Source organism: Priestia sp. FSL R5-0597, from assembly GCF_038006305.1.
GTDB classification, from domain to species: domain Bacteria; phylum Bacillota; class Bacilli; order Bacillales; family Bacillaceae_H; genus Priestia; species Priestia zanthoxyli.
This window is the reverse complement of the sequence record NZ_JBBOUZ010000001.1, coordinates 547,652-562,453: the sequence shown is the minus strand read 5'-3', so window position 1 is coordinate 562,453 and position 14,802 is coordinate 547,652. Positions and strand designations below refer to the sequence as shown.

The window sequence follows — 14,802 nt, the reverse complement described above, 5'->3', positions numbered from 1 at the left end:
TTAAAACTCAATACGTCTCTCGCTCATCATGAACCATTTTTTCCCTTAACTTCTAAATTCATACGCTCTTCAATCAATTTTGTTAATGCTCTTGATCCTTCAGGTACCAAGTGGACACCATCTGATGTAAAGTATTCAGGGTGCTTAGAAGCCTCAGAGTACCAATCTACAAGCGTGACGTGATCAAACTTTTCAGAAGCAGCTTTCAAGTTCTTGTTCACGGTGCTTTCCCAGGAACGAGGAACGCGCGTATTCACTAAGTAAACGTCCGCTTGTGAAAAAGCTTTTAACAGTTGTTCAAGTTCTTCATTGGTAAAATAACCGTTCGTTCCTAACTCAATAATCACTGCGCTGTTCGGATTATTAAATGCTTGATAACTAGGAGTTAGCTGCAGTGCTTCATTGAGCTGCCTTCCTACTTTTCCGTCAATCGTAATACTAAGCGGCATCTCTTTAAGATTAGGAGCAATATCCAGCATGACCGAATCTCCAATCGCAAGAACATCTCTGTAAGAATTCGGCTGCTGTTCTTCTTTTGCATCAGATTTTTCTTCTGCGGAGTTCTTTTCCGCGTTCTTTGTTTTTTCATCCTCCGCTTTGTTCTTGTCTTTGACAGAAGTTGAAGCATTTTCTTTATGATTCGTTTGAATTTTAACCTCTGTTTGTTTTGCTTCGGTCTCATCCTTTTGCTGCGTACTAATAGCAAAGCTTGTCATATCCGCTGTAAACAACGCCAAAAAGAAAATGAGACTGCCCAAAACCGCTTGTCTCGAACGAGAGAGATTACGCCATTTAAAAAGCTCTCTCGGATGGTAATGCCGGAAATAATAGCGAAAACCGCGTGTGCGAATAGGCACCTCGATGTAACGGTACGAAAGTTCAGCAATGATAAATGTAATTCCTACTTGTAACAGCGCATGCCAATAGACCGGGCGGCCAATCTCGGCTACAGGTGTTGTAAGAACAATAACCGGATAATGCCACAAATAGATACCGTATGATCTAGTACCAAGCCAGCGAAGCGGTTTAAACGACAAAGCTTTTCCTAAAAAGCTACTAGGGTGACTAATCGTTGCAACCAGCACAGCAGCGTTTAAACAAATCAGCAGCATGCCACCTTGATAAAGAAAAGATGCATGCGTATACTCATCAACGCTCCATACGCAGAGAATAAATACAAAGAAGCTTACCATACTTACTGCGTTTAATACTTGCTTGCCCACAGCTGGAAGATTTTTTGATGATAAACGATACATCGGCCAGACAAATGCAAGTAAACAACCGATTAAAAGGGCAAACAGCCGAGTATCGGTTCCATAATAAATGCGGCTAGGATCTCCTCCTGGCTCATATAAAAAAGACATCAGAATGGCTGAGGCCATTACTCCAGCTAAAATAAATAGAGAAAGAATTCCTCTCTTTTTAATAAATTTCAAACCCAACAATAAAACAAGTGGCCATACAATATAAAACTGCTCTTCAATAGCAAGTGACCATAAGTTCTTTAATGGTGACGGTGATCCAAAACTATCAAAATATGAAACTTTATGAAAAATAAACCACCAGTTACTCATATAAAAAATAGACGATAATGCATCGCCTCGTAGCGTTGTTAACAATGGTCGGTTAAATAAAATAACCCACGCTGCAGTTAATACGACCATCACATACACAGCTGGAAGAAGTCTTCTCGTACGGCTAATCCAAAAATGCTTCAAATTCTTTAAAGGATTTTCCCAAGATTGCACCAGTAAAATTGAGGTAATTAAATACCCAGATAATACAAAGAAAACGTCAACTCCTAAAAATCCTCCAGACGCCCATCCAAAGCCTAAGTGATAAGCAATCACAGCCATGACAGCAAAGGCCCGAAGTCCGTCCAAACTATATATATACCTATTTTTCTTTTCTTTTGCACTCATAAAAATGCCTCCAAGCAATATGTACAACAAATTTCTTTCTCAATAAATATTAAGAATATTACGTAATTGTTACATTTTTGTTACAAAAATCATTATATACAATATTATTACTTTCTTCAATATATCACTTACTGAAAATCAAAGAATAAGTAAAAAGAAACAAATTCACTATCTATCTTATTCATAAATTACTAATTTAGTAGTAGTCATATCGATTCTATCTGCATGCCACTAAACCCTACACGTTTCTTTCACCTTACCCGTTTTAAAAATAGAAAAACTTCACACAAATGGTGAAGTTTCTAAGGTGTCTTTAGCATATCGACGTGTGGGAGTCCTTCATCTGAATAAATATCGGACATAGGTCTAAAACCAAACGATTCATAAAATGTTTGAAGTCTGCTTTGAGCTTGAATTTTAATTGTCTTCTCGTGCAATTCATTCTCTAGAAAAGCAATTCCTCTTGCTACTAGTTCTCTTCCGAGACCTGTACCGCGCTGTGCTTGTTTTACAATAATACGTCCAAGAGAAGCTTCTTTATAGCTAATTCCTTTTGGTAAAACTCTAAGGTATGCGATAATTTTCTCATCTTCTTTTTTGAACAAATGATAAGCAAATTTGTCTTTTCCATCTACTTCTAAGTAAGCACACTTCTGTTCCACAACAAAAATAGAGGTGCGAAGCTGTAGAATTTCATAAAGCTCATCATTTGTCAGCTCTTGAAATGATTTTATGCACCAACTCATGATCTGCTCACCTTTTCTTATTGTTCTTTTTCAATTAAATTCAGCGTACGTTCAAGCCAATTGATATAGCTTGTCTCCCGGTCTTGAGCGCGAGATAGCACCAAGTAATGACCAAATTGAGGAGAAGAAACGGTAATGTGGTGATTAACTTCTTCTAAAAGATCATCCATTCGTTTCTTTAAAAAAGTCAGCTTCATTTTCCTGCTTGATAATTGGTTATCTATTTGTTGCTTTAACTCTTCTATTGACATGGATGAAGCAAAATAAGCTTTTAACATAAATTCATCTTTAGTTGTTTCAGGAATAGGATCAATCGTAGTGAGCCACTTGCTTAGCTCCACTCTTCCTTCTTCCGTTATCGAATACATCTTTTTTTCTAATTTTTTGCCTTGAATCACCGTTTCATAGCGAATAAATCCCTCTTCTGTTAATCGCTTTAGCTCGGGATAAATCTGGCTGTGTTTAGCGCTCCAAAAATTACCAACCTCTTCTTTAAAAAGTCTGGTAATGTCATACCCGCTGAGCTCCTCCTGATTTAAGAGCCCTAATATTGCATATTTTAATACTCTCATTCTGTTCCTCCACATTATTTCTTCCATCAGTATAGCATATAAACATTTCATTTACATGTTTGCCAAAACATGTTTACGTATACTTTTTATTTATCTTTTTTCTATTATTTTCTCTTTACAGATTAATTTAAATTTTTGAAAAGTTACCTCCACAACTAAGAGTTTTCATGATAGTATAATGATATTCTTTCTGACATCAGTCATTAGCCATTTTGTATGATGAGTGTTCGAACTAATTTGAGGAGGAATTAATGTGATTACGTTAAACAGAGCTTATAATTTTAATGCAGGTCCATCTGCGCTTCCCCTACCTGTCTTACAACTTGCTCAAGAGGAGCTAGTTAACTTCAAAAATACAGGTATGTCTGTGATGGAATTATCACATCGCAGCAAAGAGTTTGAAGATGTATTAACACATGCTAAAGAAACACTAACGGAATTGCTTAATATTCCAGATACACATGAAATTTTATTCCTGCAGGGCGGAGCAAGCCTGCAATTCTCTATGATTCCAATGAACTTTTTAGCTCCTGATCAAGTCGGGGCATATGTGCTAACGGGATCATGGTCGGAAAAAGCGTTAAAAGAAGCAAAGAAACTTGGAAAAACAGCAGTTGTTGCTTCTACTAAAGAAGAGAACTACCGCTCTATTCCAGCTTTAGATGATATAAAGCTTCCAAAAGAAGAGATTGGGTACTTGCATATCACGTCCAATAATACCATTTTTGGTACACAATGGGCTGACTACCCTTCTATTGAAGGAGTAGACTTAATTGCTGACATGTCAAGCGACATTCTTTGCCGTCAAATTGATGTATCTAAGTTCTCACTCATTTATGCTGGTGCTCAGAAAAACCTCGGACCATCTGGTGTAACAGTTGTCATTTTGAAGAAAGAATTGCTTAAACGTATCCCTGAAGGTTTACCAACAATGCTGAACTATGAGACTCACGTAAAGAGCAATTCTCTTTACAACACTCCTCCAACGTTTGGTATTTATATGCTTTCACTTGTTTTAGATTGGATTAAAGAACAAGGGGGCGTTAAAGCCATTGAAGCTCAAAATCATAAAAAAGCTAAGTTACTCTACGCAAGCATGGAACGTTCAAACGGTTTCTATACTCCTCACGCTACAGAGGAAAGCCGTTCAATTATGAATGTCACGTTTACTTTACCAAACGATGAGCTAACGGCTGAGTTTTTACAGCAAGCAAAAGAAAAAGGCTTTGTAGGATTAGCTGGACACCGTTCAATCGGCGGATGCCGCGCTTCTATTTACAATGCTGTGCCGCTTGAAGCGTGTGAAGCTCTTGCCGTCTTTATGGATGAATTTGCGCAGGCAAACGCGTAATTGGCAGAATTAGCTGATTCTTTTTTCACATAAATATGTTATAATCAGTATGTAAATATATGCAATGGGCATAGACGCACTATTGGTATATTTCGAGCTTAGCTTAGAAGAGGAGAGATGAGAAATGAATACAAAAGTTTTAGTTTCTTTAGCGTTATTAGTCGGAATTGGAGCGGTTCTCCACACGGTGGTACCTCCTATTTTATTTGGAATGAAGCCAGATATGATGTTAACAATGATGTTTTTAGCAATCCTGTTGTTTCCTAGCGTAAAAAATGTAGTACTAGTAAGCTTCACAACAGCTTTTATTTCTGCTTTAACGTCTAGTTTCCCGGGAGGACATATTGCAAACATAATTGATAAACCAATTACAGCATTTGTTTTCTTTGCATTATTTATGCTTGTGAAAAAAGCAACAGGCATCAAAACACCAGTTGCCGCTGCTTTAACAGCTGTTGGCACGCTCGTATCAGGAACCGTATTCTTGTCTGCTGCCGCGCTAATCGTCGGCTTACCGGGCGGAAACAGCGTCATGGCGCTTGTTGCTGCGGTTGTATTACCTGCAACAGTAGTGAATACAATCGTTATGGTCGTTATTTATCCAATTGTTCAATCCGTTCTAAAACGCACAAGCATCAAAGCAAAATTATCGTAACGTCAAGAGCCTGATTTAGTTAAGAATCAGGCTCTTTTTTTACACCAAAAGCTAAGGCCCGCCAAAGCGTGGCGGACCTTTAGATAAAACGGTTCATTTATAGTATGTTGCTGATCTTTTAGAGACAATCTAAAGTCCGGCTCTTAACTTGTTGTTTAAAAAGAAATGATACAGGATGCTTTTCACTTAAATTTCATTTGCAGCTCATACAATAGGTATGAAGACTTACTATGTAATAAAGGTTTAAGTTCCCCATCCTAGGTTACATAATAAAGTATAAGCGCCAATAAAAAACTCGCAAAAGCCACTGTCGCACATGTAAGAGACTTTTGTTTAAGCACATGTTTAGGTGGATATGATGCCGTTCTAGTCGTAAGGCTAAACCATTTAAAAGCAGCGAGAAAAAAACTCAGGCTAATCATCAAAAGAATGAATAAAGCTATCCCATGTTGATAACCTCCTTCTTTTGTATAAATCTATGCTATTTTTTTATGATTATGTCAGAAGGAAGTGTTAGCAATTACTTTACTACATAGGAGGAAATAAATAATGAGTAGAATGAAAAAACTAGCAGCTGGAGCAGCAATCGGAAGCACCGTAGCCGCTATTACAACGCTTCTTATTACTCCATATTCAGGACGAGAACTTAAACAGCGTGTCAGTTCTCGAAAAGACCGAGTTAACGCTTCACAACAAGAGCTCTCAACAAAAATAAAAGCTGTTTCTCAACAAGTACAAATGACCGCCAGAGAAGGAAATACTATAGTGAAAAATATCGCAAGTGACCTTTCTACTACCCTTGGTCAGTTTAAAGAAGAAATTGTCCCTCATAAGGAATCCATTCAGCATCATTTGAAAGAAATCCAAAATTCTTTGTCAAACCTAGAGGAACATGTACAGACAACTAAAAATCCCAATGAAAAAATTGACAAAAAAGAAGGTTAAAGCGCCTTCTTTTTTAATTTTTTAAAATTTTGTAAATTTACATCTTTATAATTTTTTATTTTATTGGCATAATAGAAGATAAATAAAAAAAGAGACTAAGTAGGTGGGAGAAGATGAAAAAGACTAGTGATCAGGATTACAGTTTGAAAGAAGCACTTCTATTTAGCCAACGTATTGCCCAATTAAGTAAAGCCCTTTGGAAAACCGTAGAGAAGGATTGGCAGCAATGGATTAAGCCTTATGACCTTAATATTAACGAGCATCATATTTTGTGGATTTCATATCATTTAAACGGGGCTTCCATTTCCGAAATTGCCAAGTTTGGAGTTATGCATGTTTCTACTGCATTTAACTTCTCCAAAAAACTAGAAGAACGAGGTTTACTTGAGTTTTCTAAAAAAGAAAGCGACAAGCGAAATACGTACATTCAGCTGACAGATAAAGGCGAGGCCATTTTACTGGATTTAATGGAACATTACGAACCTTCTAATAATTCAGTATTCAGCGGCGCACTTCCGTTGCGCGACTTGTACGGCAAATTCCCTGAGTTTATGGAACTAATGACCGTCATCCGCAAAATTTACGGTGAAGATTTTATGGATATCTTCGAGCGATCTTTCCATCATATCGAAGAAGAATTCACTGAAGAAGATGGCAAGCTTGTCAAGAAAGATAAAGAGAACCACCAGGAGACTATTTCAAACTCTTAATGGTTAGTCCCTTATCCATTGAATAATTTCAAAAAATTCATTCATCACATCTTGATAAGAAGGTTGATAACGAAGCGATTCGACCGTCTCTCTGGGAGTTAATTTATAATTCAGCATACCAACAAATTGTGTAAGAAGCGGAACAAAGTCTGTTAGGCCTTCCGCTTTTTGCTCAATATATTCGTTTTTTGTATCTTCACACAGAATTAAAATTTCCTCTACTTCCCTCTTTGTAAGCTGATTTCTTACCACTAAATCAATAAATGGTTTAGCTTCTTGTTCAGATGTCCCAGATAACAGTTTTATGTAATATTCTAAACGTGATACTCGAGATTCTAAAGTTTCCATCCGCTTCCCCTACTCCTTCAACGTTCATATATCTCTACTCCATATTGTACATGATTCATTCATGTTCTTCCAAATAATTCTTTCTTCGTCAATCACATTTCCTGTTTGAGTAGCACCGTATAAAGATTTTCATATACTGATTATGTACTCACTGCATATATTAATATAAATCCCTCTGTCCTTTTTAACAATCCTTTTGCACAATGGCTGATTGTTACTCATTTCTTATCCATTCACTTTGCTATTTCGTTTAAAACCTATTTCTCAACTTCTTAACTACCCTTTATAAAATAAAAACCGCATTTCTGTGTAAATACCTTTTGAAATTCTTTGCTCAACTGTATATATAACTATCTATTTTACCGCTTTTTTGGTAATGTTAATATAGATATTTGTAAATTCATACAAAGCTGTACTATATAAATGACTATAAGACTTTTTGTCTTCGTCACACTGATTTTGTTAGGGGGATTTTTATGTACATATTCTTTATTGTATTTGCACTATTCATTTTATTCTACATCAATGCACTAACAAATACATTGTGTATTCAAAAAGAAATTCCAGCTGAAAAACAGCCTAAAGTTTTTCGTACGATTAATGTATTAATTACCATTTTATTAGTTTCATCTTATATTGAAGTATCATTTACATAAAAAACGGTGAGATGTCTCACCGCTTTTTTATAGGCTTAGCAAAAACAGCTAGCGCCGATGATAACTAATAAGATGAATAATACGACTAATAGAGCAAATCCACTGCCGTATCCGCATCCGTAAGAACCCATATCTATCGCCCCTTTCCTTTTATATTCATCTGTTTCCTAGTGGTAACATGCACAACCAACAATGACTAATAAGATAAACAGTACAACTAATAGTGCAAAACCGCCTCCATATCCGCATCCGCTCATTTGAGCACCCCCTTTGTTTACTAATACTGCATCTTATGCATCAGCTCAAAAAACGTCTAGGCTTTTAGCCCAAACTCCATAATTTATTTCTCTTGCTTCTCGTTTGGAGATTACTCTGTGAGTTTGTCCACCATTTTGAAAACGCTTTATAAAAAAGCCATCATAAGCGTATAATCACTCCATGCTTAGTGGAAAATAAATGTAAATTTACGTGGTTTTAACTTCATTTGCTAACATCAGGAAATGTGATATAGTAAATCTTGAGTCAAGCTACATAAGTAAAAATGATGAGTAGGAGTGTTTACGTATGAAAAAAAGCTTAGTTGCACTAACAACGGCAGCCAGCCTCGTTGCTTTATCAGCATGCAGTGGGGGAAATGATGCTTCAAATGCAAACGATTCTTCAAAAGTAATTGTAGAAACAAAAGCAGGCAATATCACTCAAGGTGATTTGTATAAGCAAATGAAAGATACAATCGGACAAGACCAATTTAATACACTCGTACGAAGCGTTACCGAAGAAAAAGTATTGAGTAAAAAATATAAAGTAACGGATAAAGAGCTTGATCAGCAGCTGAACATTCTAAGAGAACAATACGGTGATCAGGTGGATTCAGTTATTAAGCAAAAAGGCGAAAAAGAAGTCAAAGATATGCTAAAAGTAGATATTCTCCGTGAAAAAGCTGCTACGGCAGGCATTAAAGTATCGGACAAAGAACTGAAAAAAGCTTATGATGAATATAAAGCTCAAAAACCTCAAATTCGCGCAAGTCATATTTTAGTAAAAGACGAAAAGACAGCAAACGAAGTAGAAGCGAAAATCAAAAAAGGCGAGGACTTTGCTAGTCTAGCAAAAGAATATTCAACGGATCAGCAGTCTGCAGCTAACGGCGGCGATTTAGGCTACTTCGGTGAAGGCCAAATGGTTAAAGAATTTGAAGAAGCGGCTTACAAGCTGAAAAAAGGTGAAGTAAGTAAACCAATCAAAACAGAGTACGGCTACCATATCATTAAACTAGTCGATAAAAAGAAAGTAGAATCGTTTGAGAAAAAGAAACCCGAACTTGAGCAGCAAATCAAACGTTCAAAAGTAGATCAAGCAGAAGCGAACAAGAAGATTCAAAAAGAGCTTGATAAAGCAAAAGTGGAAGTCAAAGATAAAAATGTAAAACCAATTTTCGAAGAAGGTGCGACAGATAGTCAATCTGGCGTAGAAACTCCTCAGCAGTAATGCTAAGAGCCTGTCACTCATGTGACAGGCTCTTTTATATAATCAGATAGAATCGCTGTTGCGTCTTTCTTTTTCCACTTGCATTCTTTCGATGAAGACTTGTCCCTCTTTTTCAATAAACGAATCATCCACTTGCTTATCATGTTGTGCAGCACGAATTGCCATAAATCCACTAAAGAAAATGCCTGCTACAACTAAATAAATCCAAATTGGTAGTGTCACCATATATTGATCCCCCATCACAGTTATTTACAACCACTATATGCGAAGGAAGAAAGACTTATACCTTTTTAATCAATCGTTGGTTTATAAAATGAACGATTATCAAGTGCAAAAATACGCTCTGTAAATTCACCAGGCTTCACTTTTGTTAATGCTCGGTCCAGCATATTCATTTTAGCGTCTACATTGTCAATCAAATGAAGCATCTCAGCCTCTTTAATTAACGGCTTTTTCGGACTTCCCCACTCTTCCTTACCGTGATGCGATAATACAAGGTGCTGAAGAAGCATGACCTCTTCTCCTTCAATCGCTAATTCTTCCGCCGCTTTTCCAATTTCATTCACCATAATCGAGATATGGCCAAGCAAGTTCCCTTCGACTGTGTATATCGTCGAAACAGGACCTGAAAGTTCAAATACTTTGCCAAGGTCATGAAGAATAACTCCAGCGTACAGCAAGTCGCGGTTTAAGCTTGGATAAAGGGTTGAAAATGACTCAGCCAGCTTCAGCATAGACACCACATGGTAGGCAAGCCCCGATACAAACTCATGGTGATTTTTAGTTGCTGCCGGATATTCTAAAAATTCCGTTTGATATTTTTTAAACAAATGGCGAGTAATGCGCTGGACATTTGAATTTTTCATTTCAAATATACTCTTTGTAATATGTTCCACCATTTCTTCTTGAGATAAAGGCGCCACTTCTAAAAAGTCAGATGTGCGCACTCCGTCTTGGGGCTGTGCAGGACGAATGTTGCGTATTTTCAGCTGGTTGCGCCCGCGGTAATTCATTACTTCTCCAGCAGCTCGCACAATCTTTTGAGCAGCATAATTTTCCTCGTCATCTGGAGATGCATCCCACAGCTTGGCTTCAATATCACCTGTTTTATCCTGTAGGATTACCGTTAAAAATGGTTTTCCATTGCTTGCAATTCCTCTCGTTGAGGATTTAATTAAAAAATAAAGATCAACTTGCTCTCCTACTTCGTATTGAGCAATTCCTTTTGTCATGCCCTTTTCCTCCTTACCACTTCATTCTATGTATTTGATAGCAAAGCTCTTATCGCTTCGTCCGCTTATTTACAGCTCTTTACATTTCATTTTACCATCGCTTGGCACCGAATGCACGGGTAGACGCTTTTTCATAAGAGATGAGATTATGACACAACAAAATCAATACAATCTAAAGACAAACAGATTGGATAAAGGAGCTAGTATGAATCGCTTGAGGCACCGCTGTTGATTTCCGTGCAAGACTTCTCTTTCCGGCAGCCGCTGAGCCTCCTCGTCGCTTCCGCTTTCTCCGCAGGAGTCTTCGTCTTGCTCTCCACTACACAGCTTGAAACAACTACATACATGCAAACTATGGTCACCATACCAATAAAAAAATCCGGACGAGTTGGATTCTCCATCAAGAATCTAGATTGTTCGTCCGGACCTCCCTTCAACTAATCTACTTTTGTCTCAGCCTCTCACTTCTTTATGTTTCTTTTTTCGTTAACTGCAGCGCCTTTTTAATATCTTTAAAAGAGGTAGATTGACCATACATAAGGACCCCTCCTTTATACACACGGGCACCAAATATAGCTAAAGCAGTAATCGTCACAACCAAAATCCCTATCGATACACTCACTTCCCACATAGGAACATTTAACATACCTACACGCAAAAACATAATCATAGGAGCAAAAAACGGGATAAAAGATGTGACCGTAATGATTGTGGTTTCAGGATCACCAAGTCCAAACATAGCAATTAAAAAAGCGGCCACAATCACAAGGGTCATGGGCGTAATCATTTGCTGTACATCTTCAATACGGCTCACAAGAGAACCTAAAAAAGCCGCGAGCGTAGCAAAAAGAAAGTACCCTAATATGAAAAAGACAAATGCATACACGAATGTAGTCAGCGGAACATCATTAAATCCGAGATAAGAAAAGATGCCGTTATGATTTGTTTCCACACTGGCTTTTAACGATGTGTAGCCCACGCTCAGTATCACTGCAAGCTGTGTTAAGCTGAGCAGTGCAATTCCAATGATTTTAGCAAACATTTGTGTAATAGGTGATACGCTCGATACAAGGATCTCCATAACGCGGGATGATTTTTCAGTAGCTACTTCCATCGCAATCATGCTCCCATACATGATAACGGCAAAATAAATAACAAACAGCAGAACATACACAAGACCTCTTGCTTGATTTAGCTCTTGTTCTGTTTTGGCATTTTCAACTAACGCTTCTTTTTTAAATGAAACAGGACTGTAAAGCTGATCAATTTGCTTTTCTTCTAAACCAATTTTCACTGTAGCCATAGCCACTTTTGTTTGCTGTACCGCCTGTTCTAAGGTAGATGAAAGATTTGATTCGGCCAAAGAGTTAGCTTTGTACACAGCTTGAGGCAGCTGCTTATCGTTTAAAGATAAAAGTAAATAGCTATCGAGCTGCCCGCTTTTTACCGCTTGCTTTGCCTTAGCCTCAGACGTAAATTCTTTTAAATGAATGTCTGAATCCATAGCATTTACATTTTGTTTGAACAACGTATATACGCTTTCCACTTCATAGATGACACCCACATTTGTGCCATTATCGTCTGAATTAAAAACGTCGATAATTTTCTCCATATTTGTAAGAGCAACTAGAATAAGAGCAGTAATAATCGTCGTAATAATAAAAGATTTTGTTTTTAATTTATTAAGATATGTATGAAAAACGATGACCCAAAATTTATTCATAGGAAGCACCTACCTTTTCAATGAAAATATCATTTAATGAAGGCTCTTCCACTGCAAATTTAGATACAAATGAAAAATGTTTAAGTTCTTGAAAAATGAGTTGCGATACGGATTCATGCTGAATTTGAACAATCATGCCTTCAACCGTTTTTTTCACCTTTACAACACCTTCAAGCTCCGTAATTCTCTCAAACGGACCTTTCCCATGTATAATGACGTTTTTCTTGCCAAATGAACGCTTGATCTCCGGCAGTCTTCCATATACAACAGGCGTACCATGATGCATAATACATAAATATTCACAAAGTTCTTCCACATGTTCCATTCGATGACTTGAAAAAACAATCGTCGTCCCGCGTTTTTTCAAATCAAGTACCGCTTCTTTTAGTACCTCTACGTTTACAGGATCCAATCCGCTAAAAGGTTCATCTAAAATAAGCAGCTCGGGACGATGAATAACGGAAGCGATAAATTGAATTTTTTGCTGATTTCCTTTGGATAGCTCTTCTACTTTTTTTGAAGCATATTGAGGAATATTAAATCGAGATAACCAGCGCTCCATTTCTTGCAGCACGTTAGCTTTTTTCATCCCGCGCAGCCGTCCTAGATAAACAAGCTGATCTTTGACTTTTAATTTCGGATATAATCCCCTTTCTTCTGGAAGGTAACCAACTAGATGGCTTCTACTGTAAGTTAAAGATTTATCATTCCATTGGATGTGACCTGAGGTTGGTTCAATGAGCCCTAAAATCATTCGAAACGTCGTTGTTTTGCCAGCACCGTTTGCACCTAAAAAACCAAACACTTCACCCTTTGGAATTTGCAAGGATAGTTCATTTACAGCTGTAAATTCACCGTACCTTTTTGAAACTTCACGGATAGAAAGAGACATTTAATTCCTCCTTTGTAAATAAACCTATGTTTATTGTATGGAAAAAAATGATATCTGTAAACCTTAGCAGGATTTAGAGGAATAAGACGAGAAATATGTTGAATACGCTTACAATTATACTATAAGAGGAGAGTAGATTTTATGAGTACTTATACATTAACCGCTTTTGAAAAGACTGGAGAAAAATTAATAGATGAAAGCTTCGAAGCAGCTTCTGAAACAGAAGCAAAGACAATCGGCACCAAAAAGTTAGAAGGGCTTGCCTACTTAGAAAAAACACATCGATGCGTTAGCTCTAGCGGAAAACTTGTATTATTTCATCGTTAATACAAAACGCCGGAAAGGTTTAACTTTCCGGCGTTTTATATTACTTTACAGCTTCTTTTAGTTCTTTACCAGCTTTAAATGCCGGTACTTTTGATGCTGGAATTTGCATTTCTTCACCCGTTTGAGGGTTACGGCCTGTACGAGCAGCACGCTCGCGTACTTCAAATGTACCGAAGCCGATTAACTGAATTTTTTCACCTTCACCTAGCGTTGATGAAATTGTTTCTAGTAATGCGTCAACTGCTTTAGATGCATCTGCTTTTGTTAACTCTGATTTTGTTGCCACTGCGTTTACTAAATCTGTTTTGTTCATTTCCAATCACCTCATTAGTTTCTACATTATCTTGTGTTACCACTGTTTTGCAACTTTTAAACATGCTCTATCAATATGATAGACAAAAATATTGGCTTTTAAACTAGTTCACTTAATTTTCGGAAATATCTTTTTCACTTTGATTAAAAACAGGCGCTCGCTTTTCCAGAAACGCACGTACACCTTCCTTATGATCCGAACTTTGGCTCATAGCAAACTGACTTCTTTTCTCAAGCGCAAGCACTTGCTTTAATTGTGAAATAGATGTCTCCACATAAATTCGCTTTGTTTCCTTCAAAGCACGTGAAGGTTTTTTTAGCCAATATGAGAGATAATCTTCTACACGCTTCGCCAAATCTCCTTCTTTTATTTCATCAATTATGCCAAATTGATGAGCTTCCTCTGCTTTTAATGTCTTTCCTTCCCAAATTAGCTGTTTCGCACGATGAGAACCGATGCGCTTTTCTAGTAAAAAGTGACCGCCTCCGTCTGGAATTAGAGCAATGCCGATAAAGTTCATCGCAATTTTCGTGTGTCTTTCTGCAATAATATAATCAGAAGCAAGCGCAATGCTGAGCCCTAGCCCTGCTGCCGCACCGTGCAGTACACTTATCGTCATTTGAGGCAGGCTGTATAAAGTCAGCACGGCTTCATTAATTAAATCCATCACCTGCTCAAAACGTTCTGATTGTGAAGGTGACATCATCATATTAATATCTCCCCCTGCTGAAAACACTTTTCCGTTTCCTTTTACTACTAAGAAGTCCACTTCACTTTCTTCGACAACTTTTAAACATTGAATAAACTGCTCTAGCACTTCTTCGTTTAATGCATTTAACGCATCCGGCCTGTTAAACGAAATTGTGGCGACACGCTCTTGCAAAACTAGTTCTACTACTTTTAATTCGACGGTCATATTTAC

At 37.4% G+C, this 14,802-nt stretch carries 19 protein-coding genes; 7 read left to right on the top strand and 12 right to left on the bottom strand.

The window, feature by feature from the left end; all coding sequences use genetic code 11:
• Positions 1-26: 26 nt before the first annotated feature.
• The 3 genes from MKX72_RS03005 to MKX72_RS02995 form a co-directional block, all read right to left on the bottom strand.
• The gene (locus MKX72_RS03005; RefSeq protein ID WP_155008657.1) at positions 27-1,922 is read right to left on the bottom strand and encodes an acyltransferase family protein; all 1,896 of its coding nucleotides are present in this window, start codon (positions 1,920-1,922) and stop codon (positions 27-29) included.
• A gap of 302 nt (positions 1,923-2,224) precedes the next feature.
• The gene (locus MKX72_RS03000) at positions 2,225-2,668 is read right to left on the bottom strand and encodes a GNAT family N-acetyltransferase (protein WP_033580645.1); all 444 of its coding nucleotides are present in this window, start codon (positions 2,666-2,668) and stop codon (positions 2,225-2,227) included.
• Between the two features lie 17 nt (positions 2,669-2,685).
• Positions 2,686-3,240: a PadR family transcriptional regulator gene (locus tag MKX72_RS02995; protein ID WP_028412553.1), complete on the bottom strand. Its 555-nt coding sequence runs from the start codon at positions 3,238-3,240 to the stop codon at positions 2,686-2,688.
• 253 nt (positions 3,241-3,493) lie between these two features.
• On the opposite strand from MKX72_RS02995, the gene serC reads away from it, so the two are divergent.
• From serC to MKX72_RS02975, 4 genes are all read left to right on the top strand, one after another.
• Positions 3,494-4,591 (top strand): 3-phosphoserine/phosphohydroxythreonine transaminase, encoded by a 1,098-nt coding sequence (gene serC / locus MKX72_RS02990; RefSeq protein WP_033580646.1) that lies wholly within the window; start codon positions 3,494-3,496, stop codon positions 4,589-4,591.
• Positions 4,592-4,715: 124 nt separating this feature from the next.
• Positions 4,716-5,246, top strand: coding sequence for a tryptophan transporter (locus MKX72_RS02985; protein WP_033580647.1), 531 nt, complete (start codon positions 4,716-4,718; stop codon positions 5,244-5,246).
• A gap of 549 nt (positions 5,247-5,795) precedes the next feature.
• Complete coding sequence (locus MKX72_RS02980; RefSeq protein WP_028412556.1) at positions 5,796-6,191, top strand: YtxH domain-containing protein; 396 nt, start codon at positions 5,796-5,798, stop codon at positions 6,189-6,191.
• A gap of 113 nt (positions 6,192-6,304) precedes the next feature.
• Positions 6,305-6,901: an HTH-type transcriptional regulator Hpr gene (locus MKX72_RS02975; RefSeq protein WP_014461677.1), complete on the top strand. Its 597-nt coding sequence runs from the start codon at positions 6,305-6,307 to the stop codon at positions 6,899-6,901.
• A gap of 3 nt (positions 6,902-6,904) precedes the next feature.
• Here the strand turns inward: MKX72_RS02975 and MKX72_RS02970 are convergent, their stop codons facing one another.
• Positions 6,905-7,249: a DUF1878 family protein gene (locus MKX72_RS02970; RefSeq protein WP_028412557.1), complete on the bottom strand. Its 345-nt coding sequence runs from the start codon at positions 7,247-7,249 to the stop codon at positions 6,905-6,907.
• Positions 7,250-7,725: 476 nt separating this feature from the next.
• On the opposite strand from MKX72_RS02970, the gene MKX72_RS02965 reads away from it, so the two are divergent.
• Entirely contained in the window at positions 7,726-7,905 is a 180-nt protein-coding gene (locus MKX72_RS02965; protein ID WP_013055312.1) for a hypothetical protein, read from the top strand.
• A 35-nt stretch (positions 7,906-7,940) separates the two neighbouring features.
• Here MKX72_RS02965 and MKX72_RS02960 read toward each other — a convergent pair whose 3' ends face one another.
• Entirely contained in the window at positions 7,941-8,036 is a 96-nt protein-coding gene (locus MKX72_RS02960; RefSeq protein WP_016762974.1) for a YjcZ family sporulation protein, read from the bottom strand.
• A 36-nt stretch (positions 8,037-8,072) separates the two neighbouring features.
• Entirely contained in the window at positions 8,073-8,162 is a 90-nt protein-coding gene (locus MKX72_RS02955) for a YjcZ family sporulation protein (protein WP_074682953.1), read from the bottom strand.
• A gap of 307 nt (positions 8,163-8,469) precedes the next feature.
• Here MKX72_RS02955 and MKX72_RS02950 point away from each other — a divergent pair, with 307 nt between their 5' ends.
• Positions 8,470-9,393, top strand: a complete 924-nt coding sequence (locus tag MKX72_RS02950; protein WP_013055311.1) for a peptidylprolyl isomerase — start codon at positions 8,470-8,472, stop codon at positions 9,391-9,393.
• Positions 9,394-9,435: 42 nt separating this feature from the next.
• Here the strand turns inward: MKX72_RS02950 and MKX72_RS02945 are convergent, their stop codons facing one another.
• From MKX72_RS02945 to MKX72_RS02930, 4 genes are all read right to left on the bottom strand, one after another.
• Positions 9,436-9,618 (bottom strand): sporulation YhaL family protein, encoded by a 183-nt coding sequence (locus MKX72_RS02945; RefSeq protein ID WP_013055310.1) that lies wholly within the window; start codon positions 9,616-9,618, stop codon positions 9,436-9,438.
• Between the two features lie 65 nt (positions 9,619-9,683).
• Positions 9,684-10,625, bottom strand: a complete 942-nt coding sequence (gene yhaM, locus MKX72_RS02940) for a 3'-5' exoribonuclease YhaM (protein ID WP_013055309.1) — start codon at positions 10,623-10,625, stop codon at positions 9,684-9,686.
• Between the two features lie 469 nt (positions 10,626-11,094).
• The gene (locus MKX72_RS02935) at positions 11,095-12,348 is read right to left on the bottom strand and encodes an ABC transporter permease (protein WP_048020592.1); all 1,254 of its coding nucleotides are present in this window, start codon (positions 12,346-12,348) and stop codon (positions 11,095-11,097) included.
• Positions 12,341-13,240: an ABC transporter ATP-binding protein gene (locus tag MKX72_RS02930; protein ID WP_028412559.1), complete on the bottom strand. Its 900-nt coding sequence runs from the start codon at positions 13,238-13,240 to the stop codon at positions 12,341-12,343. The genes MKX72_RS02935 and MKX72_RS02930 overlap by 8 nt, the downstream gene beginning before the upstream one ends.
• 141 nt (positions 13,241-13,381) lie before the next feature.
• Between MKX72_RS02930 and MKX72_RS02925 the strand changes: the two genes are divergently transcribed.
• The gene (locus tag MKX72_RS02925) at positions 13,382-13,567 is read left to right on the top strand and encodes a YhzD family protein (protein ID WP_034267998.1); all 186 of its coding nucleotides are present in this window, start codon (positions 13,382-13,384) and stop codon (positions 13,565-13,567) included.
• 40 nt (positions 13,568-13,607) lie between these two features.
• On the opposite strand, the gene MKX72_RS02920 is transcribed toward MKX72_RS02925, so the two are convergent.
• Together MKX72_RS02920 and MKX72_RS02915 are read right to left on the bottom strand one after the other, a co-directional pair.
• A complete protein-coding gene (locus MKX72_RS02920) occupies positions 13,608-13,880 on the bottom strand; it encodes an HU family DNA-binding protein (protein WP_013055305.1) in 273 nt (90 codons plus the stop codon).
• A 112-nt stretch (positions 13,881-13,992) separates the two neighbouring features.
• Positions 13,993-14,796, bottom strand: coding sequence for an enoyl-CoA hydratase (locus MKX72_RS02915; protein ID WP_028412561.1), 804 nt, complete (start codon positions 14,794-14,796; stop codon positions 13,993-13,995).
• Positions 14,797-14,802 lie beyond the last annotated feature (6 nt).

What these genes read in the sequence shown, in the direction of transcription:
- MKX72_RS02995 (WP_028412553.1), bottom strand. Translation starts at nt 3,240, where the DNA reads ATGAGAGTATTAAAATATGCAATATTAGGGCTCTTAAATCAGGAGGAG.
- MKX72_RS02930 (WP_028412559.1), bottom strand. Translation starts at nt 13,240, where the DNA reads ATGTCTCTTTCTATCCGTGAAGTTTCAAAAAGGTACGGTGAATTTACA.
- MKX72_RS03005 (WP_155008657.1), bottom strand. Translation starts at nt 1,922, where the DNA reads ATGAGTGCAAAAGAAAAGAAAAATAGGTATATATATAGTTTGGACGGA.
- MKX72_RS02955 (WP_074682953.1), bottom strand. Translation starts at nt 8,162, where the DNA reads ATGAGCGGATGCGGATATGGAGGCGGTTTTGCACTATTAGTTGTACTG.
- MKX72_RS02920 (WP_013055305.1), bottom strand. Translation starts at nt 13,880, where the DNA reads ATGAACAAAACAGATTTAGTAAACGCAGTGGCAACAAAATCAGAGTTA.
- MKX72_RS02925 (WP_034267998.1), top strand. Translation starts at nt 13,382, where the DNA reads ATGAGTACTTATACATTAACCGCTTTTGAAAAGACTGGAGAAAAATTA.
- MKX72_RS03000 (WP_033580645.1), bottom strand. Translation starts at nt 2,668, where the DNA reads ATGAGTTGGTGCATAAAATCATTTCAAGAGCTGACAAATGATGAGCTT.
- yhaM (WP_013055309.1), bottom strand. Translation starts at nt 10,625, where the DNA reads ATGACAAAAGGAATTGCTCAATACGAAGTAGGAGAGCAAGTTGATCTT.
- MKX72_RS02950 (WP_013055311.1), top strand. Translation starts at nt 8,470, where the DNA reads ATGAAAAAAAGCTTAGTTGCACTAACAACGGCAGCCAGCCTCGTTGCT.
- MKX72_RS02915 (WP_028412561.1), bottom strand. Translation starts at nt 14,796, where the DNA reads ATGACCGTCGAATTAAAAGTAGTAGAACTAGTTTTGCAAGAGCGTGTC.
- MKX72_RS02980 (WP_028412556.1), top strand. Translation starts at nt 5,796, where the DNA reads ATGAGTAGAATGAAAAAACTAGCAGCTGGAGCAGCAATCGGAAGCACC.
- MKX72_RS02935 (WP_048020592.1), bottom strand. Translation starts at nt 12,348, where the DNA reads ATGAATAAATTTTGGGTCATCGTTTTTCATACATATCTTAATAAATTA.
- MKX72_RS02960 (WP_016762974.1), bottom strand. Translation starts at nt 8,036, where the DNA reads ATGGGTTCTTACGGATGCGGATACGGCAGTGGATTTGCTCTATTAGTC.
- MKX72_RS02945 (WP_013055310.1), bottom strand. Translation starts at nt 9,618, where the DNA reads ATGGTGACACTACCAATTTGGATTTATTTAGTTGTAGCAGGCATTTTC.
- MKX72_RS02970 (WP_028412557.1), bottom strand. Translation starts at nt 7,249, where the DNA reads ATGGAAACTTTAGAATCTCGAGTATCACGTTTAGAATATTACATAAAA.
- MKX72_RS02975 (WP_014461677.1), top strand. Translation starts at nt 6,305, where the DNA reads ATGAAAAAGACTAGTGATCAGGATTACAGTTTGAAAGAAGCACTTCTA.
- MKX72_RS02985 (WP_033580647.1), top strand. Translation starts at nt 4,716, where the DNA reads ATGAATACAAAAGTTTTAGTTTCTTTAGCGTTATTAGTCGGAATTGGA.
- MKX72_RS02965 (WP_013055312.1), top strand. Translation starts at nt 7,726, where the DNA reads ATGTACATATTCTTTATTGTATTTGCACTATTCATTTTATTCTACATC.